The following is a 25,174-nucleotide window of genomic DNA, read 5'->3' as shown; positions in this document are numbered from 1 at the left end:
GGAGGAGAACCGTGGCCGCCACCGACCCCCGCATCACGTGCTCGACCATCACGCTGCGCCACCTGCCGCTCGCCGAGGCGCTCGCCGAGATCCGCGCCCGCGGCTTCGAAGGCATCGACCTCGGCGCCCTTCCCGGCGTCTGCGACCACGTGCCGTACGACCTCGACGACGCGGCCGTGACCGCCGTGGCCGCCACCGTCGTGGCATCCGGACTCCGCGTCCGCTCGGTCAACGCCGACGTGGGCGATCTCAACCGCCCCGACTCCGAGGGTTCGGCCGCCCGCCGTGCCGCTCACGTCGACCGTCTGCTCGACCTGTGCGTCGCGATCGGATCCGACGCCCTCGTCCTCCCCAACGGCGCGCAGGAGCACGCCCCCGTCGTCGACCTCGACACCGACCTCGACCTCGTCGCCGCGCGGCTCGTCGAGATCTCCGCGGCCGCCCGTGCCCGCGGCATCGAGCTGTGGGTCGAGGCTCCGCACTTCTTCCGCCTCGCGTACGACCTCGACCGCGCGGGGGCGCTGCTGTCGCGCCTGCCGGCCGAGATCGGCGTCGTGCTCGACACCAGCCACATCGTCGCCGGTGGGGGAGATCCCCGCGACTTCCTCTCCGCTCACGCCGCGCGCACCCGTCACGTGCACCTGAGGGATGCCGAGCCCGGCTACATCCACCACTCGATCGGCCGCGGGCGGGTGGACTTCGCCGACCTCGCCGCGGCGCTCGCCGAGGTCGGCTACACCGGCGACCTCGCCCTCGAGCTCGAGACCCGCGACACCGCCGACGCCGACCGGGCGGATGCCGCCCGCGCCGCCGCGGAGTATCTGAGCGGCCTGCTCGCCGCCGCCGTCGTCCCCGCGTGACACCCACCATCCGTTTCGAAGGAGAACACCCCATGTCCCAGCCCACCACCGCCGTCGTCACCGGCGCCGGCTCCCCCCGCGGCATCGGCCGCGCCACCGCCCGCGCGCTCGCCGCGACCGGCGCTCCCGTCGCCGTCATCGACCTGGATGCCGCCGCCGCCGAGGCCGTCGCCGCCGAACTCCGTGACGAGTTCGGGGTCGAGGCCTTCGGCTACGGCGCCGACGTCACCGACGAGGCCGCGGTCGACGCCGTGGTCGCGCGCATCGAGAGCGACCTGCCGCCCGTGGCATCCCTCGCCAACATCGCCGGGATCACCTCGCCCACGCGCTTCCTGCAGACGACGCTCGCCGAGTGGAACCGTGTCATGTCGATCAACGCCACGGGCACGTACATCGTGACCAAGCGGATCGCGGCGGGCATGGTCGAGCGCGGATACGGCCGCATCGTGAACATGTCGTCGGTGTCGGCCATCCGCGGTGGCGGCGTCTTCGGCGGCGTCCCCTACTCGGCCGCCAAGGCCGCGATCCTCGGCTTCACCCGCGCCGTCGCGCGCGAGCTCGGACCGTCGGGCGTCACGGTCAACTCCGTCACCCCCGGTGTCGTCGCCACCGACATCCGCGCCGGTGCGACGAACGACGAGCTCGAGGCGAAGCTCGCCGCAGACGTGCCGCTCGGGCGTCAGGCGACGGCCGAGGACATCGCGAACCTCTTCGAGTTCCTCATGAGCGACCGGTCCGCCTACATCACCGGCGCGACCTACGACATCAACGGCGGCTCGCACATCTCCTGACCCGCTTCCACCGGACGCCGCGTCTCGCCCTCTGGGCGGGCGCGGCGTTCGGCGTGCGGGGTCGGGTCTGCGCGTTGCGGGGGTGGGGCTTCGTCTGGCCCGGGCCGTGATGGGGCTGTGCCCCCCTTGTCCCACTTGTGGTGGGTGGGGCGGCGCTGCACCGGCCATTTCTGGGACACGCACCGACAAAAGGGGGACGAGGCCTCGCTGGGGCGTGTCTCTCGCGCGGGCCCCGCGCCCCCTTGTCCCACTTGTGGTGGGTTGGGTGGTGCTGCACCGGCCATTTCTGCGACATGCACCGCTAGAAGTGGGACAACCGCCGCCACAACCACCACAACCACCCTCCGCAAAACCCCCGCCCCACGCCCGGAACACCGCGGAAACACGCCATTGTTACCGTCATCAACATGTCGCTCCTGGTCACGAACGCACGTCTCATCACGGTCCCCGCGGGCACCGACGACCCCGGCTACATCGAGCGCGGATACATGCTCGTCCGCGACGGCCGCATCGCGGCGATCGGCGCCGGCGACCCCGACCCGGGCGTCACCGCCGACGAGATCCTCGACGTCGACGGCAAGTTCGTCGCCCCCGGTTTCGTGTCGAGCCACAGCCACCTCTTCACGAGCGGCTCGCGCGGGCTCGGCGTCGACCAGACGCTCTACGGCTGGTGCACGTCGATGTTCAGCGTGCTCAACAACGCCTCGCCCGACCAGATCTACTGGGCGACGCTGCACGGCTCGCTCGACTTCCTCGCCAACGGCGTGACCACGGCGTACAACTTCACCGACCCTCTCCTGCCCTGGGAGCCGATGGTCGACGGCAAGCGCGCCGACGGCGGCGGCATCCTGCGCGATCACGCCTGGCACACCCGGCAGGCCGACGGATGCCACGACGCCGGGCTTCGCTTCGTCGACTCGATCGCCCTGGATGCCACCGTCGGCACCGACGACGAGATCTTCGCGCGCTTCGAGGCCTCCCTCGATCACGTGCTCGCGATGGACCCCGATATCGCCCTCGGCGCCTCGATCATGGGGCAGGTGCAGTGGTCGACCCGGCCGGATGCCGCCGAGATCGAGGTCGCGGTCATGGACCGCTTCGGCGTCACGAACCAGGCGCACTTCCTCGAGACATACGAGGCGATCGAGCACCAGCAGACGAAGTTCCAGCTGTACAAGAACGCCGGAGCCCTGCGTCCGGGCATGATGTTCGGCCACTTCATCCAGACGACGCCCGAGATCATCGCGGATGCCGCTGCCGGCGGCGCGAGCATGTCGTGGCAGCCGGCATCGAACGGGCGTCTCGCATCCGGGATCGCGCACGTGCCCGAGATGCTCGATCAGGGCATGAAGGTCGGCATGGGCCTCGACGACCAGGCCTGCACCGACGTTGCCGACCCCTGGCAGAACATGCGCATGGGCATGTTCATGCAGCGGGCCCGCACGCACGACCCGCTGTCGATGATGCCCGAGCGCGTGCTGCGCCTGCACACCCTCGGCGGTGCCGAGATCATGGGCGTCGACGACCGCGTCGGCAGCCTCGAGGTGGGCAAGTTCGCCGACTTCGTGGTCGTCGACCCGCGGCTTCCCGACGTCGGTCCGTTGTGGAACCCTGTGCGCAGTTACGTGCTCGCGTGCGGTCTGCGCAACCTGAAGCAGGTGTACGTCGGCGGCGAGCTGGTGAACGAGGACGGCGTCTCGACGAACCCTCTCGCCGCGGAGGCTTCGGCTGTTCTGCACGAGCAGCTGCCCGCCCTGGCCGAGGAGTTCGGCGTCATCCTCTAGCCCTCCCTACCCCTCCCCGCCCCGCCCCGCCCCGCGGAGGCACCGGGCGACGGGTGCCGGGGCGCGGGCGCGGGCGAACACCTCGCGCCGCCTCGCACGCTGTGCCAGCCTGGCCGCATGCGCACGACCATCGCCGGGCTCGACGTCCACACCTCCCATGACGACGTCGCCGGGCGGCAGGTGCTGCTGTGGCACCACGGATCGCCGCAGACCGGAGCCATCCTCGAGCCCGTCCGCGCGGCCGCCGAGGAGCACGGGCTCGCCGTCGTCTCGGTGGCGCGTCCGGCCTACGCCGGATCGCCGCGATTGCCCGGGCGTCGTGTCGTCGACGTCGCGCGGGGGCTCCACCCGGTGCTCGAGGGGTTGGGGGTGGCATCCGTCGTCTCGGTAGGAGCCTCGGGCGGCGGACCGCACGCGCTCGCGTGCGCCGCGGTCATGCCGCGGCACGTCCGCGCGGTGGTGACTCTCGCGTCGCCCGCGCCGTTCATCGACGAGCCGTGGTGCTTCGCCGGCATGCAGGCGCCCGGGGGACTCCGTGCCGCCGCGGTCAGCGAGGACGAGAGGCGCCGCTTCGCCGCGACCGACGAGTTCGATCCGGCGCAGTTCGTGGATGCCGACTATGCCGCGCTGCGGGGGGAATGGGCGTCGCTCGGGGCCGACGCCGGAGCGGCCGGCGCCGACGGGCCGGATGGCCTCGTCGACGACGACCTCGCCTTCACCCGTCCCTGGGGGTTCGCGGCGGCGGAGGTGGCGGCATCCGTTCTGCTCGTCCAGGGGGAGTGCGATCGGGTGATCCCGCCCGCGCACGCTCGAGCTCTCGCCGCCGTCCTGCCGCGGGCGACGCTCGAGCTGCACCCCGACGACGGGCACGTCGCGGTGCTGCGCCACCTGAGCGGCGCCCTCGCGCGGGTGGTCTGAGTCGCGAGACAGCACTCCGCTGACAACTCGGCGACATTCTGACACCGACGTGTAAGCAGGATGCAGTCTCACGGGTGGGGCGGCCGCCCCGGCCCGCGCGGCGCCCCGCTCCTCACGCCCGCACCGCCCGCGCGCCCGCGGCGCGCAGCAGCGCCTCACCGACCGCGGCGACGACGGCGGCGAGGGCGAGGGCCACCGCGATGCTGACGAGCGCGGTCGCGGGGCCGGTGGCATCCAGTGCCGCTCCCGCGATCACCCCGCCGATCGGAACACCCAGCGACATCGCGGCGGTGGGATACGCCAGAGTCTCGGTCACGCGCCCCTCGGGAGCGCGGGCGGATGCCACCAGGATCCCCGACACCATCACCGGTGACACGGCGAGCCCGAGCAGCAGGATCACCCCGAAAAGCACCGGAGCGGACCCCTGCGCGAACGGCAGGGCGAGGGCGACCGCGCAGGCGAGCGCCGCGAAGAAGATGTAGCGCGCGGCGGGGGAGAGCCTCCAGGTCCGTGCTCCGGTGACGACCGAGCCGATCGCGATCGCCACGGCCAGCGCGCTGAACGCGGGGCCCGCGAGCCACGGCCGCTCGCTCATCTCCGCCCACCCGACCAGGCTGACGTCGAACGATCCGAACACGCCACCGAGGGCGATGCACGCGATCGCGATCGGAATCACTCCCGCGGGCGGCAGCACCAGCCCGCGCCGGGGACCGCGCGGCGTCGGCGCCGGTTGCGTGCCGCGCTGCGCGGCGAGCCACACCCCGCCGATCACTCCGAGCCCGAGCGAGCCGAGCATCGCCACGGCGGGATCGATCGCGGCGGCCACCGCGGTGATGGCGGGCGGCCCCGAGATGAACACCATCTGATCGGCGATCGTCTCGAGCGCGAGAGCGGGGGTGCGCTGCGACTCCGGCGCGAGAACGGTCCACCGCGCCCGCACGGCCGAGGTCAGGTCGGGAGTCGCCGCACCCGTGACGAACGCGGCCACGAGCCACGTCCAGAACGGCGCCCCGGTGAGCACGAGGGCGAGGAATCCGGATGCCGCGAGCACGAGGCATCCGAGCGAGATCAGGATGACGCGGGCCTGGCCGTGCCGGTCCATGCGCGACGACCAGAGGGGAGCGGCGACCGCCATCCCGCCGACGAGCGGGGCCACGACGAGTCCGGCGGAGGCGAAGCTGCCGGTCGCGGAGGAGACCAGCAGGATGATGCCGAGCGACAGCGTCGCCCGCGGGAAACGCGCGAGGATGCCCGCGGTGACGAAGCTGCGAGCCCCGGGCAGGCGCAGGACCTGCCCGTAGGCCCGCACGCCCCGCGCCTCATTCGTCGTCGTGCTCACGGCATTCTCACCCCGTCGTGTGGGACGCAACGCAGGAGATCCGACAAGGCGTTGGTTGCAGTGCCCGCGTCGCCCCGCCGTCGCGGGCGATCCCGACGGATACTCCTGCGTTGTGTCACGGTGAGGCGCGAGACACCGCCGCCGCCCCCGCCGCGGAAGAGAAAGTCGGCGGGGGCCGTGGCGCAGCGGGTGGGCCCGACAGTACGCAGGAGAACCGCGCCCACCGAACCGTGGAGACCGCGTGATGACGGCTGCGGCGAGCATCTCCTGCGTCGTGGCGCGCGGCCGCCCGTCGCCCGGTCGAAGGCCCGGATCTGCAGGTGTCGTGCCCGCCCCGAACCCCTCACGCCGTGTAGTCGAATCGGCTGATCTCCTCGAGCGCCTCGACGACGAACGAGACGCTGTCCTCGAACAGCTGCGCACCGTGCGCGGCGTTCGCGCCCGTCGGGTCGCCGAGCACGCCGGTCGGGCCGAAGTCGTTCGACAGCCACCCGAACGTGACGGGCTTGCCGTTGAATCCGATGTGCCGGAAGTCGCCGATGTGCGCGGGGACGGTCGCCTCGAATTTCGATGCATCCACGAGCTCCGGCCGCAGGTGCATGATCATGCTCGTCTCGCCGTGCCCGGCGTGGATGCCGGTGCCGTGCTCGTTCGGACCCCCGTCGGTGCCGTCGAACGAGGGAACGCGCGCGGCGGGCATGAAGAACGTGCGCAGGCCGAAGCGGCGGCGCAGCTCCCGGTTCGCGACGTTCAGCAGGGCGACGTTGCCGCCGTGCCCGTTGAGGAAGACGAGCGTGCGGGCGCGGGTCGTCAACAGCGACCGGCCGATGTCGACGATCGTCTGCATCATCGTCTCGGGCGTGAGCCACAGCGTCCCGGGAGCCCACGAGTGCTCGTCCGACTTCGTGATCGACAGGGTCGGCAGCTGCCAGACGTCCAGGCCCTGCGCCGCAGCCCGCGCGACGGCGGCCGTCGCGGAGGCCTCGGCGACGATGGCATCCGTCGCCAGGGGCAGGTGCGGACCGTGGTGCTCGATCGCGCCCGTGGGCAGGACCACGATCGACTTCTCGGTGAGGGCCTCGGCGGCGGCGGGTCCGCTCAGCTCGGCCAGCAGACGGGTCATGAGATGATCGCTCCCTTGCGCGCGCCGGCGTAGTCGGGGTCGAGCTTGCCGGGGTTCAGCAGCCCGTTCGGGTCGGTCGAGCGCGCGGTCTCGACGGTCTGCTCGACGTTGAAGTCGACGTTCCATTGGTGCGGGTTGTGCACGCCGACGCCGATCGCGTTCAACTCGGCGATGCCGCGGTACACGTCCTCCTCGCTGACGTAGGGCGCGGCGAGCATGCCGATCGGGAACGCCTTGGTCGACTCGATGTGCAGGTGCGAGCCGGGGAACACCGCCTCGACCGCCGCGATGTCGTCGGCCAGGGGCGCCCCGGCCACCTCGAGGTGGAACACCTCGTGCGGCTGGCTCTTCTGGTACCACTCGATCGGGTGGTTGTAGCTGAGCATCGACAGGCGGATGCTGGCCTGCGGTCCCTCGCGCACGGCCTCGACGCGGCCGCCGGCGCCCTCGATGATCGCGGTCACGGCGTCGATCTGCCCGGTGTCCAGGATGACCCGCAGGCTCGACCGGCCCTCCGGGATGGCCTCGTCGGAGGGGAGGGATGCCGAGATCTCGGGCCCGTCGCCCGAGACCAGGCGCGGCGAGGGGTCGAGCGTGCCGATCGCCTGGATCACCGAAAGGGTGCCGGCGAAGTCGGGGAAGCTCGCCCATAGCCCGCGCCATTCGCGCAGCGGCTCGAGCCGGACGGTCGCGCGCACGATGACGCCGGCGGTGCCGTAGTTGTGCACGTACTTCTGAGCCTCGTCGCCCTCGACGTGGTGGATCTCGTCGCTGCCGTCGGCGTGCACGACGTCGAGGGCGGCGACGAAGCCGCGGTCGTTGGAGCCGTGCTCGATCGAGCCGGTGCCGCCCGAGCCTCCGGAGAGGAAGCCGCCGAGGGTCGACTGCGCGGTGGAGGGGTACATCCACAGCGCCTGTCCCGCGGCCCACGCGGCCTGCTCGAGCAGGACCATCGGGGTGCCCGCCTCCGCGGTGATGTAGCCGTCGCCGACCTCGACGATGGCCTTGGCGCGCGTGGTGTCGACGACGAGGCCGCCGTGCATCGGGATGGCCTGGCCGTAGTTGCCGGTGCCCTTGCCCCGCACCGTCACGGGGACGCCGTGGCGGGCGGCCGCGGCGACCGCGGTGGCGATCTGCTCGGCGTTCTCGGCGAACACCACGAGGTCGGCCAGGCCCAGGGGCAGTTTCGCCGCGATGATCGGCGACATCGGCGAGCCGTCGACGCTGGCGCGTTCGCGAACGCGCGGTTCGGTGCTGACGGCCGCGGGGCCGAGCAGGTCGAGCAGGTCGTCCTCGAGGGAGAGGACGCGGGTGGCGGTGTCGCTCATGGGTGGTTCTCCGGGTGGAACGGATGGGGGTGGATGCCGATGGGTGGATGTCGCAGCTTTCGCCGCGACGGTGCACAACGCAGGAGTGCTCTCATCGGTCGGCCCGATCTCGCGCGCCGGGCCGGCATCGGGCGTCGGATCTCCTGCGTTGTGTCAGGGGCCGGGCCGGGCCGGCGCCCGGGGCGGGGGCCCGGCTTCGGTCTGCGGGAGCGGCTCCGGGAACGGCCCGGCCCGCGCGAGGCGGACCGGGCCGTCGGGTCAGAACGAGATCGAGGTGTCGATGAACTCGTTCGTGTAGAGGTCGGCCGGGGTGTAGCCCGACGCCGGCGGGGTGCCGAGGTCGGTGTAGACCTTGCTCGCCTTGTCGAAGAAGTCCGCGAAGCGGTCGTCGTCGAAGTTGCCGTAAGTCGAGTCGGGGCCGTCGCCGACCAGGCCGAGGTCGATCTGCGTCTTGACCGAGTAGTCGGCCACGCCCTGGGTGTAGGTCCAGCCGGTGGCGTACTCGTCGACGAGCTTCAGGATGAGGTCGTTCGTCGCGGACGGGTCCTTGTAGTACGCGACGCCGGCCTTCTGCAGCACGGGGACGAGCTTCGACAGGCAGGGCGAGAGCGTGTCGAAGTCAGCGGCCTTCACCGACATCGACGACTGGTAGGTCTGCCATCCGGCGTCGTGGATCAGCGCGAAGTCGACGGGCTTGCCCCACGCCGAGACCTCGTTCTGGTAGACGTACGGCTCGGCTGAGGCGAAGCCCTGCTGCATGTCCTTGCCGCCCGCGGCGACGAAGTTCGAGGGCGTGCCGTCGTACGAGCCGTCGAGGATGGACGCGTCGGCGAGACCCGCGCTCTTGAGGTACTCGATGTAGGCCGACCCGTCGAAGTAGCGCCACACGCCGCCCTTCGCCGACAGGGCGCCCTTGACGTCGTCGATGGTCTTGACGTCGGGGTAGGTCGCGGGGTCCCACATCACCATGGTCGGGCTGATGTCGAGCGGGGCGAAGACGGCCTTGGTGGGCGTGGTCGACGAGAGCTGGATCGCCTCGTCGGTGCTGACGTATCCGAGGGTGATCTTGTCGTCCTGGTACATCTGCGCCGAGACCGTCTGGAAGCCGATCGCGGGTCCTCCGGCGCGGATCTCGAGGTTGACGCCGGTGTATTCGCCGTCCGACATCAGGGGGCCGGTGACGGCCTTGGTGTTGGCGTCGATCGTGTAGTCGTCCTTGATCATCTCGTAGAGGTGACCGTGCTCGGACTCGGGGTTCCAGTCGGTCTGCACGACGATCGTCGAGGGGCAGTCCGCCGACAGGTCGACGGCGCCGATCGGCATGTCGGTGGCGGGGGCGGCCTGCTCGGCGGCGCTTCCGGCGCACGAGGTCAGGGTCAGGGCGATCGCGACGGCGCCGGTGACGGCGGTGCCGCGGAGAAGGGTGGAGCGCTGCATGCTGGTTCGCTTTCTGTGACGAGGTGGAGCTCGGGTGCGGGAGATGAAGCTGCGGGTTTTCGGGTACGCCGGATGCCGCCTCCCGCACGTGCGTGCGGGAGGAGCTGCGCTGCGGCATCCGGGGGTCTAGAGGGCGCTCTCGTACCAGCGGCCGACGGCCACCTTCGACAGCCAGCCGAAGAACGCGAAGATCGCGACACCGAGGAGGCAGGCCGCGAGGATGGCGGCGAACAGCTCGGCGCTCTGCAGGCGCGACTGGTAGTTGGCGATGAGCGAGCCGATGCCCGGCTCGCCGCGGCGGAAGAAGTAGTCGCCGACGATCGCGCCGATGACCGAGAGGCCCGCCGAGGTGCGCATGCCGACGAAGATCGAGGGCAGGGCGGCCGGCAGGGTGAGCTTGGTGAGCACGGTCCACTTGTTCGCCTTCTGCAGGCGGAACAGCTCGCGCTGCGACTTGTCGACCGACTGCAGGCCGAACAGCGTGTTCGACACCATCGGGAAGAGGGCGATCAGGACGCAGACGATGACGCGGGCCGTGAATTCATAGCCGAACCAGAAGCCGACGAGGGGCACGAGGGCGAGGATCGGGATGCACTGCAGCATCACCGCGTAGGCGTACGTCGAGCGCTCGACCCAGCGCGCCAGCGACATCGCGATGGCCCAGCCGATGCCGAGGATCATCGCCACGGCGAGGCCCGTGAGCGCGACCCCGGTGGTGCGGAACAGGGCGACCCAGATGTCGGCGCCGACCTGCGGGTCGAAGAACCCGAGCGTGAACATCTCGTGAGGCATCGGCATGAGGAAGCCCTTGCCCGACGCGGCCAGGGCGATCGACACGGCGTACCACCCGCCGAGGAGCACGACGAGAACGGCGAGCGGGGGTCCGATGACGGCAGCCCGGGCTCCGAAGCCGCGTCGGCGGCGGGCGGTGCGGGTGCGGGGCGGCTCGATCGGAGGGATGGATGCCGGGGGTACGGTCGCCTGGTCGACGACCGGCTCAGCGGAGGTGGTGCTCATGAGTGTCCTTCCCGGAGGGCGTGGGAGACCTCGCCGACGAGCTTCGCGAACTCGGCGGTGTAGCGGATCTCGGGGTCGCGCGGCATGTCGAAGGGGACCTCGAAGGTGTCGACGAGGTGGCCGGGGCGTCCCGACATCACCACGACCTTCGTGGAGAGGTAGATGGCCTCCGAGACCGAGTGGGTGATGAAGAGCCCGCCGAACTTCTGCTCGACGAAGATCTTGATGAGTTCGTCGTTCAGGCGCTCGCGGGTGATCTCGTCGAGCGCTCCGAAGGGCTCGTCGAAGAGGAAGAGCTCGGGGTCGAGGGTGAGCGAGCGGGCGAGCGAGGCGCGCATCTTCATGCCGCCCGACATCTGCTTCGGCAGGTGCTTCTCGAAGCCTTTGAGGCCGACGAGGTCGATCGCCCACTGGGCCTTCGGGGTGCGCACGCGCTTGGGCTGCCAGTTGAGCTCGGCGAGCAGTTCGACGTTGGCCTGCACGTCGCGCCAGGGCAGCAGGGTCGCGTCCTGGAAGACGTAGCCGATGCGATCGGTGTTGACCGTCGCGGTGCCCTCGCTGGCGGACTCGAGGCCCGAGGCGATGCGCAGGAGCGTCGACTTGCCGCAGCCCGAGGGGCCGACGACGCTGACGAACTCGCCGCGCTCGACGGTGAGGTCGACGCCCGAGAGGGCGGTGGTGCCGTTGGGGAACGTCATGGCGACGTTGCGGAAGTCCAGGATCGGCGCGGTGGGATCCGCGACGGATGCCGGGGCGGGAGAGGCCAGGGTCACGGGGCGCTCACTTTCCGTGGGGTCGGGTCAGGACGCCGTCGCGGGTGCGGCGGTGCGGGTGGGGACGGATGCCGCGGTCTCGGTCGAGACGGTCGTGCGGCTGACGAGGCGACCGCGGTGGATCACCACGCGGTCGGCGCTGGCGAACGCGACGGCGTCCCCCAGCGAGGCGGCTTTCACCGCGACGAGGTCGGCGCGGGCGCCGGCGACGGGCCCCGCGAACGGCAGGCCCATCACGTTTCGCGCCCCGGTCGTGACGGCCTCGAGAGCGTCCTCGGGGGCGAGGTGTCCGGCGCTGACGAGCAGCGACGCGGTCTCGAGGTGGTCGCAGCGACCGACCGGATTGAACGGGTCGCGCACGTTGTCGGCGCCGGCGGCGACGCGCACTCCGGCTGCCTTGAGGCGGCCGATCGGCGCGATGCCGCGGGGGACGGCGTGGTCGGTGTCCCACCCCTGCAGGTAGAGGTTGGTGATGGGCAGGGCGATCACGCCGATGTCGGCCGCACGCACGTCGGCGGCGAGGGCGGCGAGGTCGGTCGCGGGCATCATGCTCAGGCGCACGCAGTGTCCGGCGGAGCGCGGACGGTGCCACCCCGTGACGGCCCGCGCGTAGGCGGCCAGGGTGTCGGCGCCGGCGAGGCTCTCGTCGGTGTGCAGGTCGAGGCCCACGTCGTGACGTCGCGCGAGGGCGATGAGGCGCTCGAGGTCGGCGATCGGGGCGTCGGCGAGGTGCGGGGCGCCGCCGACGAGGTCGACGCCGGCGTCGAGCGCGGCCTCAAACACCTCGTCGGCGATCGTGGGTCCGCCGAGGGCGACGAGCTCGATGTCCATGAGGCCGTCGAGCTCGTCACGCAGGCGGACGAGGGCGCGCACGCCGGTCAGCGGGTCGTCGCCGCGCAGCAGGTCGACGTGGGTGCGAACGGAGGTGATCCCGGATGCCAGCATCCGCAGCGCCGTGGAACGGGCCCGGCGCAGCGTGTCGTCTTCGTCGAGGGTGAGGGCGTAGGCGTGCCAGCTCTCGATCGCGCGTTCGAGGTCGCCGAACGGGGGGCGGATGGCATCCCACGACTGGGACTTGTCGAGGTGCGCGTGCGGTTCGGCGGCGGCCGCCGTGACGAGGTAGCCGGTCAGGTCGAGGACGATGCCGTCGGTGTCGGGGAGCGGGCTGCCGGCCGGGACCACCGCGACGACCTCGTCGCCGTCGAGCGCGATGTCGACGGTCGCGCCGGAGGCGAGGCGCGCGCCGCGCAGGGCGGCGATGGTGACGGGTGGAGCGGCAGACACGGGGGCCTCCGGGGGACTCGGGAAGACAGACGTCGAGAGGGGAGCCACGGCAGTGGGGCGAGCCGTCTGAGCGGCGGTTCCAGTGTTGGTGTGACCAACATCCGGCGTTGATCCGATGCTAGGAAGCGTGCGTTTCCGCCGTATTTCTCCCGCGTGACCCTCGTGACAAACATGTCGGACAGGTGGGGCACACCGAGGCGGCTGAGCCCGTCGAAGCCTCGCGGGACCTCGACCGGGGTGGCTGAGCCTGTCGAAGCCTCCGGTCCCTTCGACGAGCTCAGGGACCTCGACTCGGGTGGCTGAGCCTGTCGAAGCCTCCGGTCCCTTCGACGAGCTCAGGGACCTCGGCGCGGGTGGCTGAGCTTGTCGAAGCCGCTGAGCGTGACCGGGGGTACCGGTCCCTTCGACGAGCTCAGGGACCTCGGCGCGGGTGGCTGAGCTTGTCGAAGCCCCCGGGACCAGCCGCGGCTCTACAGCTCCAGCGTGATCCGCTCGCACGCCGCGCGCGAGACGCACGGCATCATCGTGCGGTTGGCATCCTGTTCCTCCGGGGAGAGCACCGAATCGCGGTGCTCGATCTCACCGTCGACGACGGCGACCTCGCACGTTCCGCAGGTTCCGACCCGGCAGCTCGAGGGCACCACGATGCCGTTCTCCTCGACGACGTCGAGGATCGACCGCTCGGGCGGCACCGTGACCGTCAGCCCCGACATCATGAGGTCGACCTCGAAGGGCTCCGACCACACGGGCGGGCCGAGAACCTTCGCCTCGAACCGCTCGACGTGCAGGCTGCCGCGGGGCCACACCGACATCGTGGCGTCGAGGGCGTCGAGCAGCCGGGTGGGACCGCACGCGTACACGACCGTGCGCGCGACGGGCGTGCCCAGTCGGTCGTCGATGTCCAGTCGGCGCCCCTCGTCGCCGGCGAACACCTCGACGCGCTCGCCGTACCGCGTCTCGAGCTCGTCGACGAACGCCATCGTCGAGCGCGATCGTCCGACGTAGAGCAGCGTCCAGGCCACGCCCGCGGCCTCGGCGGCCTCGACCATCGGCAGGATCGGCGTGATCCCGATACCGCCCGCGACGAACACGTACGACCGGCCCGCGGTGGGGGCGAAGAGGAAGTGGTTCGCGGGTCCCCGCACGCGCAGCGTCTCTCCGACGTGCGCGTTCTCGTGCAGCCACACCGAGCCCTCGCGCTCGCGCAGGACGCCGATGCGCCAGGTTCCGCGCGCCGACGGCGATCCGCACAGCGAGTACTGCCGCTCGATCCCCCCGGGCAGCACGACGTCGATGTGCGCCCCGGGCGACCAGTGCGGCAGCGTGCCGGTCGTGCGCTCGAGGTCGAGTACGACGACGCCGTCGGCGGCATCCCGTCGCTCGCGGACCACGGCCTCGAAGCTCACCCCTGCACTCACGCGTTCTCCTTCTCGGTCAGACGTCGGTCGGGTCGTCGGCGCCGTCGCCGTGCACGACCTCTTTCACGATCAGCAGGCGGTAGGGCGTGCCGTCGGGGGAGTGCCAGCGGTGCGGCGTGCCGGAGCGGCAGTAGACGGAGTCGCCCACGCGCAGCGTGCGCTCGCCGAACGGCCCGAACGAGATGACGACGGAGCCCTCCAGGACGGTGAGGAACTCGTCTTCGTCGTGCACGTAGTGATCGCCCGGCTGCGGGTTGGAGCCGGTGAACTCCAGCGGCTCGAAGCGACGCGGCCCCTCCGCGAGCAGGCGCGCGGTGCCCTCGGCGTACGGCCCGCTCACGCCCTGTCCGGCCGCGACGAACGACGGCTGCGCGTCGGCGTCGGCGCGCGGGGGCTCGGAGCCCGCGATCAGTTCGACACGGCTCGTGCCCAGGGCGCGCGCGAGTCGCTCGAGGCTCGCCATGCTCGGCCGGGCGAGTCCGCGTTCGAGCTGGCTGAGGAACGGATGCGACAATTCGGCCGCCTCGGCGAGCTGGGTGAGCGTGAGGCCGCGCGCTTTGCGCAGGCCGCGCAGGTGGGCGCCCAGGCGCTCGTCGCTGGTGAGGGGGTCGTCCGCGGGGGAGGACGGGTCCGTGGGAGAGAAGGGGACCGCCGGTGGTGCCATGGACGTCATCGTGCCACCCTCTCGAAGAGATCGGCGACGACCGCGTGCTCGTCGGCGGTGAGCAGGCGGCCCTCGTCGACCACGACCCGTCCGGCGACGACGACGGTGCGCGGGCGGCGTCCGGGAGAGGCCCACAGCAACCCGGCGACGGGGTCGGCGACTCCCGCGTCGGCGACGCCCGTGACGTCCCACAGGCACAGGTCTGCGGCCGATCCCGGCGTCAGTCGTCCGAGCTCGGGGCGCCCGAGACCGTCGGCGGAGCCCGCCGTGGCCATCGCGAGCACCTCGGATGCCGCCAGCTGCGGCCCCACGAGCGCCGAGACCTGCAGGGCCAGGCGCGCGTCGGCGAGCAGGTGCCCCGCGTCGTTGCTGCCGCCGCCGCTGGTGCCGAGCCCGACCGCGAGCCCCGCGTCGAGGAGCCGTCGCACCGGGGCGACGCCCCATCCCATCGGCACGTCGCAGCCGGGTGCGTGGGTGGCGGTGATCCCGGATGCCGCGAGGCGGGCGATCTCGTCGTCGGTGACGTCGCAGAGGTGGGCGAGGGTGACGTCGGGGGCGAGCCAGCCCCACTCCTCCAGCAGGTCGAGGGGCCGCCGACCGTACCGCTCGCGCGCGATCTCGACGTCGACGACCTCGTTCGCCTGCGTGCGCCGCCGGAGTCCGTGCGCGCGCGCGACCTCGCCGAGCAGCTCGAACGTCTCGCGGGGGTCGCTGTGCACGCCCGCCGGACCGACGGCGACCTGCAGCATCCCGTCGTGCGACACGCCGCCGTGGACGTCCGGCAGCAGGGCGCGCACGATGTCGTCGGCCGAGGCGGCAGCCTCCTGGGGGTCGTCGCGCGCGGCTCCCCGCACGAACGTCAGGCGTGCGCCGAGTCCGGCGGCGGCGTCCGCCGCGGCCCGCGCCATTCCCACCGTGTCGGCCCCGCTCGGCCAGGTCAGATGGTGATCGGCGACGGTGGTCACCCCGCTCAGCAGCGCTTCGGCGAGGCCCGCGCGCGCGGCGAGGAGCGTCAGCTCCGGGTCGACGACGGCCTCGGTGTACGCGGCGGCCATCGCGGGGAGCCAGTCGCGCATCGGGATGCCGCGGGTTCCGGGCAGTGTCCGGAACGCCGTCTGCAGCAGGTGGTGGTGGGCGTTGACGAGGCCCGGCGTGACGACGCATCCGCTCGCGTCGATGACGCGCGCTCCGGCCGTGTCGGCCGTGTCGTCGACGCGCCCGTCGACGATCACGACGTCGCCCGTGCGCGTGCGGCCCGCCTCCTCGACGACGGCGACCGCGCCGCGCACCACGACGACGCTCATGCGCTCCTCGCGGCGCACGAAGCGGCGGCATCCGTCGACGACGCCTCGCCGCGGTGCAGGCGACCGGCGGAGCCCTCGCGCAGCGGCCGCGCATCGGCCGCGTGACGGGATGCCACGATCTCGGCGACCACCGACAGGGCGGTCTCTTCGGGCGAGGCGCCGCCCAGGTCGAGGCCGAGGGGGGAGTGCAGGCGCGCGAGCTCGGCATCCGTCACCCCCGCGTGGCGCAGCAGCTGCGCGCGACGGGCGACGGTGGCCCGCGCGCCCATGGCGCCGACGAATCCGACCGGCATCCGCAGGGCCGCGCGCAGGGCGGGCACGTCGAGGCGCTCGTCGTGCGTCAGCACGCACACCGCCGTGCGCTCGTCGGCGTCGTCGAGGGTGGCCAGGTAGTCGTGGGGGGCGGCGACGACGACCTCGGCGGCGTCGGGGAACCGCTCGCGCGTGGCCAGCAGCGCCCAGTCGTCGCACACCGTGACGCGGAATCCGGCGGCCGCGCCGAGCCGGCAGAGCGCCGCCGCGTGCTCGCCGGCGCCGAGGATGATCAGCCGCGGCGCGGCGACCCTCTCGAGCACGAGCGGCTCGCCGTCGAGGTCGAGGCGGACGCTCGCGCGGCGCCCCTCCCGCGCGGCGTCGAGCGCCGGTCGCACGCTCTCGTCGAGCGGATACGCGACCACGTCGACCGCGCCCCCGCACGCGAGGCCCGCGGCGATCGGGGTCACAGTGCCGTCGTCGGTGAAGCCGAACCGGGCGCGGCGCACGGCACCGGTGCGCAGGGCGTCGAGCCCGAGCATGACGGCGTCGTTCTCGACGCACCCTCCCGAGATCGATCCGATGACCCGCGCGTCGCGGGTTACGACGAGGCTCGCGCCCACGCCGCGCGGTGCGCTGCGCACGACGGCGGTGACCGTGACGGCCGCGAGGGGGACCCCGGCGTCCAGGAGCGGCACCAGGTCAGCGGCCAGATCGAGCATGGGGACGACGGTAATCGGGGCGTGTTTCGCGCACGCTACGCTGTCGTGACCATGCCCGCCGAGCCCGCCGTCGCCGTCTCGGGACTCGTCCTCGCCGCGGGTGCGGGTCGCCGTTTCGGCGGCCCCAAGGCCCTCGCCCGCACACCCGCCGGGGCGCCGTGGCTCGCCCTCGCCGTGCGCGCGTTGCGAGAGGGCGGATGCCGCGACGTCACCGTCGCGCTCGGAGCCGGGGCCGACGCGGCTGAGGAGCTCGTGCCCGACGGGGTCGCGATCGTGCGCGTCGCCGACTGGGCGTCGGGGATGGCGGCGTCGCTGCGCGCGGGGCTCGGGGCGCTCGCGTCCGGGCCGGGGGTCGCGGCGGTCGTCGTCCCCGTCGACACCCCGGAGCTGGTGCCGGCGGCGGTGGCGCGGCTGATCCGGCACGCCGGTGCCGACGCGCTGGCGCAGGCCGTGTACGACGGCGTCCCCGGTCATCCGGTGCTGCTCGGTCGCGCGCACTGGTCCGCCCTGGCGTCGGCGGTGCGCGGCGACGTGGGCGCGCGGCCGTACCTGATCGCCCAGGACGCCACGCTCGTCGAGTGCGCCGACCTGTGGTCGGGCGCGGATCACGACGTGCGCTGACCCCGCTCGGAAGGCCCCTCGATCAGCCGCTCCCGACCGTTCGATCACGGTCCGATCACGGGCATCGGCAATTTTGACGTGCCTATAGACAAAACCCTCGACGATGGATATTTTTTCGGAGCCGTCATAATTCGACGGACCAGAGTGCCGGGACGACGACGTACCCGATCCGACGCCGGGGAGGGCGCGGGTACGGACCACACGGTCCCTGCTGTTCAGAGAGGAACGCAGATCACATGCTGAAGAAAATCCTGACCGGTGCGGCCATCGCCGCGCTCGCGGTGGGCCTCGGAGCCTGCAGCTCGACGCGCCCCGCCGACGGCGGCGGAGACGCTGGCGGCGCGAGCGGCGACTGCAACGTCGGCATCGCGATGCCGACCCGCAGCCTGGAGCGCTGGATCAACGACGGCGAGCAGCTGCAGAAGAAGCTGCAGGACGCCGGCTGCACCGTCGACCTGCAGTACGCCGACAACAAGACCGACCAGCAGATCAGCCAGATCCAGAACCAGATCTCGGGTGGCGCGAAGATCCTCGTCATCGCCGCGATCGACGGTTCGACCCTCGGCCCCGTGCTGCAGGAGGCCAAGGCGCAGAACGCCACGGTCATCGCCTACGACCGCCTGATCAACGGCAGCGAGAACGTCGACTACTACGCCACGTTCGACAACTACAAGGTCGGCACCCTGCAGGGCCAGTACATCGAGACGCAGCTCGGCCTGAAGGACGGCAAGGGCCCGTACAACCTCGAGCCCTTCGCCGGCAGCCCCGACGACAACAACGCGAAATTCTTCTTCGCCGGCGCGTGGGACGTCCTGAAGCCGTACGTCGACAAGGGTCAGCTGGTCGTGCCCAGCGGCAAGTCGCCCGCCAACGACGACGCCTGGGCCTCGATCGGCATCCAGGGCTGGGCCTCCGACAAGGCGCAGGCCGAGATGGACAACCGCCTCTCGTCGTTCTACGGCGACGGCAAGAAGGTCAACGTCGTGCTCTCGCCCAACGACAGCCTCGCCATCGGTATCGAGGCGTCGCTGAAGTCGGCCGGCTACACCGCCGGAGCGGACTACCCGATCATCACGGGTCAGGATGCCGACAAGGCCAACGTCAAGGCGATCCTCGACGGGCTGCAGGCCATGACGGTCTGGAAGGACACCCGTGCCCTCGGTGACCGCGTCTTCACGATGATCCAGGAGATCAAGGACGGCAAGACCGTCGAGGTCAACGACACCAAGACCTACGACAACGGCAAGAAGGTCGTGCCCTCGTACCTGCTGACCCCCGAGGTCGTCGTCAAGGACGACGTGCAGTCCAAGCTCATCGACTCGGGCTTCCTGAAGGCCTCCGACGTCGGGCTCTGAGCCCCACCGGCCGGGGCGGGTCCGCCCGCCCCGGCTCACTCGCGGCGGGGCGGGTTCGCCCGCCCCGCCGCTCGATCCTCGCCGCCTCGGCGAGCGAGTTGACGGAGGAAACACACCATGACCGAACCGATCCTGCGCATGGCGGGGATCTCGAAGTCGTTCAACGGCGTGCCGGCCCTGGCCGACGTGTCGATCGACGTGTACCGCGGTGAGGTGCACGCGATCTGCGGCGAGAACGGCGCCGGGAAGTCGACGCTGATGAAGGTGCTCAGCGGGGTCTACCCGGCCGGCACGTTCGACGGCACGATCACCCTCGAGGGCGAGCAGATGGCGTTCCGCTCGATCAACGACAGTGAGGCCGCCGGAATCGTCATCATCCACCAGGAGCTCGCACTCAGCCCCTACCTGTCGATCGCCGAGAACATCTTCCTCGGCAACGAGAAGTCAAAGCGCGGCGTCATCGACTGGAACGCCACCAACACCGCCGCGGCCGACCTGCTCAAGCGCGTGGGGCTGCGCGAGAACCCCGCGACGAAGATCTACGAGCTCGGCGTCGGCAAGCAGCAGCTCGTCGAGATCGCGAAGGCGCTCGCGAAGGAGGTCAAGCTCCTCATCCTCGACGAGCCCACCGCCGCGCTCAACGACGACGACTCCGCGCACCTGCTCGATCTCATCGACCAGCTGCGCACGCAGGGCATCACCTGCATCATCATCAGCCACAAGCTCAAAGAGGTGCTGCGCATCTCCGACCGCATCACGATCATCCGCGACGGACGCACGATCGAGACGATGCACCGCTCCGACCCCGAGACCGACGAGGGGCGCATCATCCGCGCCATGGTCGGCCGCGACCTCAACAGCCTCTTCCCGCCGCGCGAACCCGACATCGGCGACGAGCTGTTCCGCGTCGAGAACTGGACCGTGCACCACCCCGTCGACACCGAGCGCGTCGTCATTCAGGACGCGTCGTTCATGGTGCGCGCCGGAGAGATCGTCGGCTTCGCCGGGCTCATGGGCGCCGGTCGCACGGAGCTCGCGATGAGCATCTTCGGTCGCATGTACGGCACGGGCATCTCGGGCGAGGTGTACAAGAACGGCCGGCAGATCGACGTGCGCACCGTCGACGCCGCGATCAAGCACGGCATCGCCTACGCCACCGAGGACCGCAAGAAGTACGGTCTGAACCTCATCGGCGACATCCAGGTCAACGTCTCGGCATCCGCCCTGGCCCGGCTCGCCCGCCTCGGCGTGGTCGACCGGTACCGCGAGTACAAGGTCGCGGACTCGTACCGCTACAAGATGAACATCAAGGCGCCCAGCGTCGCCGCGATCACCGGTCGCCTCTCCGGAGGCAACCAGCAGAAGGTGGTCCTGTCGAAGTGGATGTTCACCGGACCCGACGTGCTGATCCTCGACGAGCCCACCCGCGGCATCGACGTCGGGGCCAAGTACGAGATCTACGGGATCATCAACGAACTCGCGGCCCAGGGCAAGGCCGTCATCGTCATCTCGTCGGAGCTGCCCGAGGTCATCGGCCTCTCCGACCGCATCTACACGATCTCCGAGGGACGCATCACGGCCGAGGTCAGCCGCGACGACGCCACCCAGGAGACCCTCATGCGGCACATGACCGCCGGAAGGAACTGACTCACATGGCCACCGCATCCACCCAGACGGTCGACGCGCCGACGCAACCCGGACCGCGGCGTCGCGGCCTGCTCGCGCGCATCAACTTCCGTCAGTTCGGCATCCTCGCCGCGCTCGTCATCATCATCGTGCTGTTCCAGGTGCTCACGGGCGGCCGCCTGCTCATGCCGGGCAACGTCAACAACCTGATCCAGCAGAACGCCTATGTGCTGATCTTGGCGATCGGCATGGTCATGGTGATCATCGCCGGGCACATCGACCTGTCGGTCGGCTCGGTGGTCGCCATGGTCGGTGCGATCGCGGCGATCGCGATGAACCAGTGGGGCCTGCCCTGGTTCGTCGCGGTGCTGCTCTCGCTCGTCGTCGGCGCCGTGGTCGGCGCGTGGCAGGGCTTCTGGGTCGCCTTCGTCGGCATCCCGGCGTTCATCGTCACCCTCGCGGGCATGCTGCTCTTCCGCGGGCTCACGCTCGTGCTGCTCACCGGCGGCACGATCAGCGGTCTGCCCGACGGTTTCACCGCGATCGGTGCGGGCTGGCTGCCGCCCTTCCTCGGCTACCTCGGCAACTGGGACAGCCTCACCCTCGTCCTCGGCGCGATCGCGTGCGTGCTGCTCGTCGTGCAGCAGCTGCGCACCCGCGCGACGCTGCGCCGTCTCGAGCTGCCCCGCGAGCTGGCCTGGTCGTTCTGGCTGAAGAACGCGATCGCGGTCGTCGCGATCATGGCGGTCGCCTTCACCATCGCCGCCTACAACGGCACCCCGATCGTGCTGATCATCCTCGCGGTGCTCGTGCTGGCGTACACCTTCGTGCTCAACCGCACGACCTTCGGCCGTCACATCTACGCGATGGGCGGCAACCTGTTCGCCGCGGTGATGAGCGGTGTGAAGACGAAGTGGGTCAACTTCTTCATCTTCGTGAACATGGGCGTGCTGGCGGGTCTGGCCGCGGTGGTCAGCACCGCGCGCGCCGGTGGGGCCGTGGCATCCGCCGGTCAGAACTACGAGCTGGATGCCATCGCGGCGGTGTTCATCGGAGGCGCGGCCGTGCAGGGCGGTATCGGCACGGTCGTCGGCGCGGTCGTCGGCGGTCTGGTCATGGGCGTGCTCAACATGGGTCTGTCGATCCTGAGCGTCGACGCCGCCTGGCAGATGGCGATCAAGGGCATCGTGCTCCTGCTGGCCGTCGCGTTCGACATCTTCAACAAGCGCCGCAACGGCGGTGTCTGACCGGATGGGGAGCGCGGCCCCGGGGCCCGCTCCCCATCCGCGTCGCCGCGATTCCCGCCCGCATCGCTCCGATGGGATGATGGGGGAGGTGCTCCCCTCATGACCCCTGCCGTGTTCGAGCCCGCGACCCCGCTCGCGCCCCCGGCCGGTCGTACGACGAACGACCTGATCCGGCAGCAGAACCTCGCGTCGGTGCTGTCGCTGCTGCATTCGCGGGGAGCGCTCTCACGCGCGCAGCTGGGTGCGACGACCGGCCTCAACAGGTCGACCGTGACCGGCCTGATCATGGAGCTCACCGAGCTCGGGCTCGTGCGCGAGGCCCCGAGCGGGGAGCGCACCGGCAAGGTCGGACGCCCGACCCTCGACCTCGAGCCCGAAGACCACGTCGCCGCCCTGAGCGTCCGCGCCGAGCCGCACGCGGTCACCGTGGCGCTCGTCGGCCTCGGCGGAGTGGTGCACGCGCGACTGCGGCACGACACCGCCTCGGCACCGTCGCCCCGACGCTTCGTGCAGATCGTCGCGTCGTCGGTCGAGGCGATGCGCGCCGACATCGACCGCCACTACCGCGTGGTCGGGGCGGGCCTGGCGGTTCCAGGCCTGGTCAACGCCAACGGCTCGGTGCTGGTGTCGCCGACCCTCGGTTGGAAGCGCGACCCGGTCTCCGCGCGCCTGAGCGACGAGCTCGGGATGCCGGTGACGGCGGGCAACGACGCGAGCATCGGCGCTCTCGCCGAGTCGCGCTTCGGCGTCGGGGTGGGCGTCGGCAACCTGCTCTACCTCGGCGGGGCGATGCACAGCATCGGCGGCGGGCTCATCATCGACGGAACGCTCCTGCGCGGCACCTCCGGTTACGCCGGCGAGCTCGGCCACACGGTCGTCGATCCGCGCGGCCGCGGATGCGTGTGCGGGCGGCGCGGATGCCTCGAGGCCGAGGTCAGCCTCGACATCCTCGAGCCTCTCCTGGGTCGCCGCAAGCTCGACGAGGACGAGCTCGACGTCGAGCTGGGCGTGGCCCGCAACCCGCGGGTGATGACCGAGGTCACGCGCCAGGTCGAGATGCTCTCCCTCGCGCTGACCAACTTCGTCAACGCCTTCGCACCCGAGACCGTCGTGCTCTCGGGCTATCTCGGGGCGCTCCTGTCGGTGAGCAGGGAGCGGCTCGCCGACGCGGTCCGCGTGCATCCCCTGGGTGCCGAGGGGCGCACGATCCGCCTCGAGCGCGCCCACCTGCGCTCGCGGCTCATGCTCATCGGCCCCGCCGAGCTCGCGTTCGCCGACCTGCTGTCGAACCCGGCGGGCTTCCGGGGCTGACCCGAGGCCGGGGTGGGCCGCGTCGGATGCCGTATCCCGCTCGTTCAACAGCACGCACCCGGCGGCGCCTACGGTGGCACCCGAGCGCCCGGCCCGAGGGCGCCGGGAGGTGTCCGTGGAGCCCGACAGCGTCGTGCGCCGGCCGATCTGGCCCTGGCTGATCGCGCTCGTCGGCGCCGTGATCGGCGTGGGCATCCTGTGCACGCAGGCGCAGGCGATGGCGCGCGATGCCGAGCGGCGAACGACTCCCGTCGCCGCTCGGCCGGCCGCGATCGCGGTGTCCGGGGACCACGCCGCGGCGGCGAGCGTCGGGGAGTCGGGTGCGATGCCCGGGGGAGCGGGGGAGACGAGTGCGCCGGCCGTCGCCGCTGCCCACCCCGGGGCGACGATCGTCGTCGCCGACGCGACCTGGACCTCGAACACCGCCGCGCGCACCGGCATCCCCGCCCGCGCCCTGCGCGCGTACGCCTCGGCCGCGCTCACGCTCCAGGTCGAGCAGCCGGGGTGCGGCCTCGGCTGGAACACGCTCGCCGGCCTCGGAGCGATCGAATCCGGACACGGCGGGCACGCGGGCGGAGTCCTGCGCGACGACGGCTACCCGGATCCGCCCATCCGGGGGATCGCGCTCGACGGTTCCGCGAGCGCCGCGATACCCGATACGGACGGGGGTCGTTTCGACGGGGATGCCGTGTGGGACCGCGCGGTGGGACCCCTGCAGTTCATCCCGTCGACGTGGGAGCAGTGGGGTGCCGACGCGAACGGCGACGGCGTGGCCGATCCGAACCAGATCGACGATGCGGCCCTCGCCGCGGCCCGCTACCTGTGCGCCTCGGGGGAGATGACGAGCCCCGTGGGCTGGCGCCGGGCGGTGTTCTCGTACAACCACCTCGACAGCTACGTCGACGACGTCGCGGCCGTCGCGAACTCCTCCGCGCGCCTCGCGGGCTGAACGCCCTCGCCTCCGGCAGAGCCGCCGTGCGTCCGGGACGCCGTCCGCCGTGCGTCCCCGACGGCGCGCGTCGAACGAATACTGGGGTCAGCCGCCGATCACGACGTTGAGGGGTTCCTCTCCGGCGACGAGGCGCTCGATCTGCTGCCGCACGAGACGAGCGATGCGGGGGCGCATGGCATCCGTCGCCCCTCCCACGTGCGGGGCGATGAGCGCGCCCGGGAGGCTCCACAGCGGGTGCCCCGCGGGGAGCGGCTCGGGGTCGGTGACATCGAGCGCCACGCGGATGCGTCCGCGGCGGACGTGGTCGACCAGGGCGTCGGTGTCGATGAGCGGACCGCGACCGACGTTCACGACGAGCGCTCCGTCGGGGAGGGCGGCGAGGGCCTCGTCGTCGATGAGGTGGCGCGTGGCGTCGCCGCCGGGCAGCGACGCGATGAGGATGTCGGTGTCGGCGAGCACTTCGGCGAGCTTCCCGAGCGGGAACACCTCGACGTCGTCCTGCAGGCGGCCGTGCGAGGCGATCGCGCGCAGGCGCACCTCGAAGGGCTTGAGGCGCGCGGCGATCGCCCGACCGACGCCGCCGAACCCGAGGAGCGTGACGCGGGCGTCGGCCAGCCCGGGCGCCCCGCCGCCGGTCCACTCGCCGCGGTCCTGGGCGCGGACGATGTCGGGGAGGCGCCGCTGGGCGGCCAGCGCGAGGGTGACGGCGAGCTCCGAGGTGGCGGTCTCGTGCACGCTCGAGGCGTTGGCGAAGACGAGCCCGTCGGGGAGGCGCCCCTCGACGTCGTCGTAGCCGATCGACTGGCCCTGCACGAGGCCGACTTCGATCTCGCTCAGCCGTTCGACCACGCCGTCCATCGACATGTACGGCGGCACGACCATGTCGAAGCGCTCTCGGGGCGCGGCATCCTGCATGTCCCACACCACCACCTCGACGCCGTCGGGCAGCTCGCCCAGGTCGTCGCGCAGCTGGGCGGTGGGAACGGACACGAGCAGGGGGATCGAGGTCGTCACGCGATCGACGCTACTCGCGTGGCCGGGGCGTCGG

22 protein-coding genes are annotated in these 25,174 nt (G+C 71.7%); 10 read left to right on the top strand and 12 right to left on the bottom strand.

Going from position 1 to position 25,174, the window contains the following annotated elements:
• Nucleotides 1–11 precede the first annotated feature (11 nt).
• The 4 genes from AB1K56_RS17070 (at nucleotide 12) to AB1K56_RS17055 (ending at nucleotide 4,353) form a co-directional block, all read left to right on the top strand.
• Nucleotides 12–860 (top strand): sugar phosphate isomerase/epimerase family protein, encoded by an 849-nt coding sequence (locus AB1K56_RS17070; RefSeq protein ID WP_371206635.1) that lies wholly within the window; start codon nucleotides 12–14, stop codon nucleotides 858–860.
• A 32-nt stretch (nucleotides 861–892) separates the two neighbouring features.
• Nucleotides 893–1,651, top strand: a complete 759-nt coding sequence (locus AB1K56_RS17065; protein ID WP_264629753.1) for an SDR family NAD(P)-dependent oxidoreductase — start codon at nucleotides 893–895, stop codon at nucleotides 1,649–1,651.
• A gap of 407 nt (nucleotides 1,652–2,058) precedes the next feature.
• Entirely contained in the window at nucleotides 2,059–3,435 is a 1,377-nt protein-coding gene (locus AB1K56_RS17060) for an amidohydrolase family protein (protein ID WP_371206634.1), read from the top strand.
• 117 nt (nucleotides 3,436–3,552) lie between these two features.
• The gene (locus AB1K56_RS17055; RefSeq protein ID WP_371206633.1) at nucleotides 3,553–4,353 is read left to right on the top strand and encodes an alpha/beta fold hydrolase; all 801 of its coding nucleotides are present in this window, start codon (nucleotides 3,553–3,555) and stop codon (nucleotides 4,351–4,353) included.
• 112 nt (nucleotides 4,354–4,465) lie between these two features.
• Here the strand turns inward: AB1K56_RS17055 and AB1K56_RS17050 are convergent, their stop codons facing one another.
• The 11 genes from AB1K56_RS17050 to AB1K56_RS17000 all read right to left on the bottom strand — a co-directional run bounded on the left by AB1K56_RS17050 (nucleotide 4,466) and on the right by AB1K56_RS17000 (nucleotide 17,014).
• Entirely contained in the window at nucleotides 4,466–5,692 is a 1,227-nt protein-coding gene (locus AB1K56_RS17050) for an MFS transporter (protein ID WP_371206632.1), read from the bottom strand.
• Between the two features lie 343 nt (nucleotides 5,693–6,035).
• Nucleotides 6,036–6,815 carry a creatininase family protein gene (locus tag AB1K56_RS17045; RefSeq protein WP_371206631.1) on the bottom strand — a complete coding sequence of 260 codons (780 nt, stop codon included), beginning with the start codon at nucleotides 6,813–6,815 and terminating at the stop codon, nucleotides 6,036–6,038.
• Nucleotides 6,812–8,143, bottom strand: coding sequence for an FAD-binding oxidoreductase (locus AB1K56_RS17040; protein WP_371206630.1), 1,332 nt, complete (start codon nucleotides 8,141–8,143; stop codon nucleotides 6,812–6,814). The genes AB1K56_RS17045 and AB1K56_RS17040 overlap by 4 nt, the downstream gene beginning before the upstream one ends.
• Before the next feature lie 258 nt (nucleotides 8,144–8,401).
• Complete coding sequence (locus tag AB1K56_RS17035; protein ID WP_371206629.1) at nucleotides 8,402–9,580, bottom strand: ABC transporter substrate-binding protein; 1,179 nt, start codon at nucleotides 9,578–9,580, stop codon at nucleotides 8,402–8,404.
• Between the two features lie 126 nt (nucleotides 9,581–9,706).
• On the bottom strand, nucleotides 9,707–10,597 hold the full coding sequence (locus AB1K56_RS17030) for an ABC transporter permease (RefSeq protein ID WP_371206628.1): 891 nt from the start codon (nucleotides 10,595–10,597) through the stop codon (nucleotides 9,707–9,709).
• Nucleotides 10,594–11,370: an ABC transporter ATP-binding protein gene (locus AB1K56_RS17025; protein WP_167494159.1), complete on the bottom strand. Its 777-nt coding sequence runs from the start codon at nucleotides 11,368–11,370 to the stop codon at nucleotides 10,594–10,596. The genes AB1K56_RS17030 and AB1K56_RS17025 overlap by 4 nt, the downstream gene beginning before the upstream one ends.
• Before the next feature lie 27 nt (nucleotides 11,371–11,397).
• Nucleotides 11,398–12,654 (bottom strand): amidohydrolase family protein, encoded by a 1,257-nt coding sequence (locus AB1K56_RS17020; RefSeq protein ID WP_371206627.1) that lies wholly within the window; start codon nucleotides 12,652–12,654, stop codon nucleotides 11,398–11,400.
• A gap of 470 nt (nucleotides 12,655–13,124) precedes the next feature.
• On the bottom strand, nucleotides 13,125–14,072 hold the full coding sequence (locus tag AB1K56_RS17015; RefSeq protein ID WP_371206626.1) for a 2Fe-2S iron-sulfur cluster-binding protein: 948 nt from the start codon (nucleotides 14,070–14,072) through the stop codon (nucleotides 13,125–13,127).
• 16 nt (nucleotides 14,073–14,088) lie between these two features.
• Nucleotides 14,089–14,745 (bottom strand): helix-turn-helix domain-containing protein, encoded by a 657-nt coding sequence (locus AB1K56_RS17010; RefSeq protein ID WP_371206625.1) that lies wholly within the window; start codon nucleotides 14,743–14,745, stop codon nucleotides 14,089–14,091.
• Nucleotides 14,742–16,040, bottom strand: a complete 1,299-nt coding sequence (locus AB1K56_RS17005; RefSeq protein WP_371206624.1) for an amidohydrolase family protein — start codon at nucleotides 16,038–16,040, stop codon at nucleotides 14,742–14,744. The genes AB1K56_RS17010 and AB1K56_RS17005 overlap by 4 nt, the downstream gene beginning before the upstream one ends.
• Nucleotides 16,037–17,014 carry an XdhC family protein gene (locus AB1K56_RS17000; RefSeq protein ID WP_371206623.1) on the bottom strand — a complete coding sequence of 326 codons (978 nt, stop codon included), beginning with the start codon at nucleotides 17,012–17,014 and terminating at the stop codon, nucleotides 16,037–16,039. The genes AB1K56_RS17005 and AB1K56_RS17000 overlap by 4 nt, the downstream gene beginning before the upstream one ends.
• Before the next feature lie 51 nt (nucleotides 17,015–17,065).
• Between AB1K56_RS17000 and AB1K56_RS16995 the strand changes: the two genes are divergently transcribed.
• The 6 genes from AB1K56_RS16995 (at nucleotide 17,066) to AB1K56_RS16970 (ending at nucleotide 24,123) form a co-directional block, all read left to right on the top strand.
• Complete coding sequence (locus AB1K56_RS16995; RefSeq protein ID WP_371206667.1) at nucleotides 17,066–17,635, top strand: NTP transferase domain-containing protein; 570 nt, start codon at nucleotides 17,066–17,068, stop codon at nucleotides 17,633–17,635.
• A gap of 236 nt (nucleotides 17,636–17,871) precedes the next feature.
• Nucleotides 17,872–18,990, top strand: coding sequence for a multiple monosaccharide ABC transporter substrate-binding protein (gene chvE / locus AB1K56_RS16990; protein ID WP_136586164.1), 1,119 nt, complete (start codon nucleotides 17,872–17,874; stop codon nucleotides 18,988–18,990).
• Between the two features lie 117 nt (nucleotides 18,991–19,107).
• Nucleotides 19,108–20,637 (top strand): multiple monosaccharide ABC transporter ATP-binding protein, encoded by a 1,530-nt coding sequence (mmsA, locus tag AB1K56_RS16985; protein ID WP_136586163.1) that lies wholly within the window; start codon nucleotides 19,108–19,110, stop codon nucleotides 20,635–20,637.
• Nucleotides 20,638–20,642: 5 nt separating this feature from the next.
• Nucleotides 20,643–21,863 carry a multiple monosaccharide ABC transporter permease gene (gene mmsB / locus AB1K56_RS16980; protein ID WP_136586162.1) on the top strand — a complete coding sequence of 407 codons (1,221 nt, stop codon included), beginning with the start codon at nucleotides 20,643–20,645 and terminating at the stop codon, nucleotides 21,861–21,863.
• 99 nt (nucleotides 21,864–21,962) lie between these two features.
• Entirely contained in the window at nucleotides 21,963–23,174 is a 1,212-nt protein-coding gene (locus tag AB1K56_RS16975; protein WP_136586161.1) for an ROK family transcriptional regulator, read from the top strand.
• A 115-nt stretch (nucleotides 23,175–23,289) separates the two neighbouring features.
• Nucleotides 23,290–24,123 (top strand): lytic transglycosylase domain-containing protein, encoded by an 834-nt coding sequence (locus tag AB1K56_RS16970; RefSeq protein WP_371206622.1) that lies wholly within the window; start codon nucleotides 23,290–23,292, stop codon nucleotides 24,121–24,123.
• An 87-nt stretch (nucleotides 24,124–24,210) separates the two neighbouring features.
• On the opposite strand, the gene AB1K56_RS16965 is transcribed toward AB1K56_RS16970, so the two are convergent.
• Nucleotides 24,211–25,140 (bottom strand): 2-hydroxyacid dehydrogenase, encoded by a 930-nt coding sequence (locus AB1K56_RS16965; protein ID WP_371206621.1) that lies wholly within the window; start codon nucleotides 25,138–25,140, stop codon nucleotides 24,211–24,213.
• Nucleotides 25,141–25,174: the final 34 nt, after the last annotated feature.

Origin of the sequence: Microbacterium sp. BWR-S6Y (genome assembly GCF_041379845.1) — a bacterium.
In the GTDB taxonomy this organism is placed as follows: domain Bacteria; phylum Actinomycetota; class Actinomycetes; order Actinomycetales; family Microbacteriaceae; genus Microbacterium; species Microbacterium hydrothermale.
The sequence above is the reverse complement of the archived record's forward strand: the minus strand, read 5'-3'. Positions and strand labels throughout refer to the sequence as shown.

Excerpts from the sequence above, each read along its gene's own strand:
- AB1K56_RS17065 (WP_264629753.1), top strand. The coding sequence starts at position 893 with ATGTCCCAGCCCACCACCGCCGTCGTCACCGGCGCCGGCTCCCCCCGC.
- AB1K56_RS17060 (WP_371206634.1), top strand. The coding sequence starts at position 2,059 with ATGTCGCTCCTGGTCACGAACGCACGTCTCATCACGGTCCCCGCGGGC.
- AB1K56_RS17055 (WP_371206633.1), top strand. The coding sequence starts at position 3,553 with ATGCGCACGACCATCGCCGGGCTCGACGTCCACACCTCCCATGACGAC.
- AB1K56_RS17045 (WP_371206631.1), bottom strand. The coding sequence starts at position 6,815 with ATGACCCGTCTGCTGGCCGAGCTGAGCGGACCCGCCGCCGCCGAGGCC.
- AB1K56_RS17040 (WP_371206630.1), bottom strand. The coding sequence starts at position 8,143 with ATGAGCGACACCGCCACCCGCGTCCTCTCCCTCGAGGACGACCTGCTC.
- AB1K56_RS17035 (WP_371206629.1), bottom strand. The coding sequence starts at position 9,580 with ATGCAGCGCTCCACCCTTCTCCGCGGCACCGCCGTCACCGGCGCCGTC.
- AB1K56_RS17030 (WP_371206628.1), bottom strand. The coding sequence starts at position 10,597 with ATGAGCACCACCTCCGCTGAGCCGGTCGTCGACCAGGCGACCGTACCC.
- AB1K56_RS17010 (WP_371206625.1), bottom strand. The coding sequence starts at position 14,745 with ATGACGTCCATGGCACCACCGGCGGTCCCCTTCTCTCCCACGGACCCG.
- AB1K56_RS17005 (WP_371206624.1), bottom strand. The coding sequence starts at position 16,040 with ATGAGCGTCGTCGTGGTGCGCGGCGCGGTCGCCGTCGTCGAGGAGGCG.
- AB1K56_RS17000 (WP_371206623.1), bottom strand. The coding sequence starts at position 17,014 with ATGCTCGATCTGGCCGCTGACCTGGTGCCGCTCCTGGACGCCGGGGTC.
- AB1K56_RS16995 (WP_371206667.1), top strand. The coding sequence starts at position 17,066 with ATGCCCGCCGAGCCCGCCGTCGCCGTCTCGGGACTCGTCCTCGCCGCG.
- chvE (WP_136586164.1), top strand. The coding sequence starts at position 17,872 with ATGCTGAAGAAAATCCTGACCGGTGCGGCCATCGCCGCGCTCGCGGTG.
- mmsA (WP_136586163.1), top strand. The coding sequence starts at position 19,108 with ATGACCGAACCGATCCTGCGCATGGCGGGGATCTCGAAGTCGTTCAAC.
- mmsB (WP_136586162.1), top strand. The coding sequence starts at position 20,643 with ATGGCCACCGCATCCACCCAGACGGTCGACGCGCCGACGCAACCCGGA.
- AB1K56_RS16975 (WP_136586161.1), top strand. The coding sequence starts at position 21,963 with ATGACCCCTGCCGTGTTCGAGCCCGCGACCCCGCTCGCGCCCCCGGCC.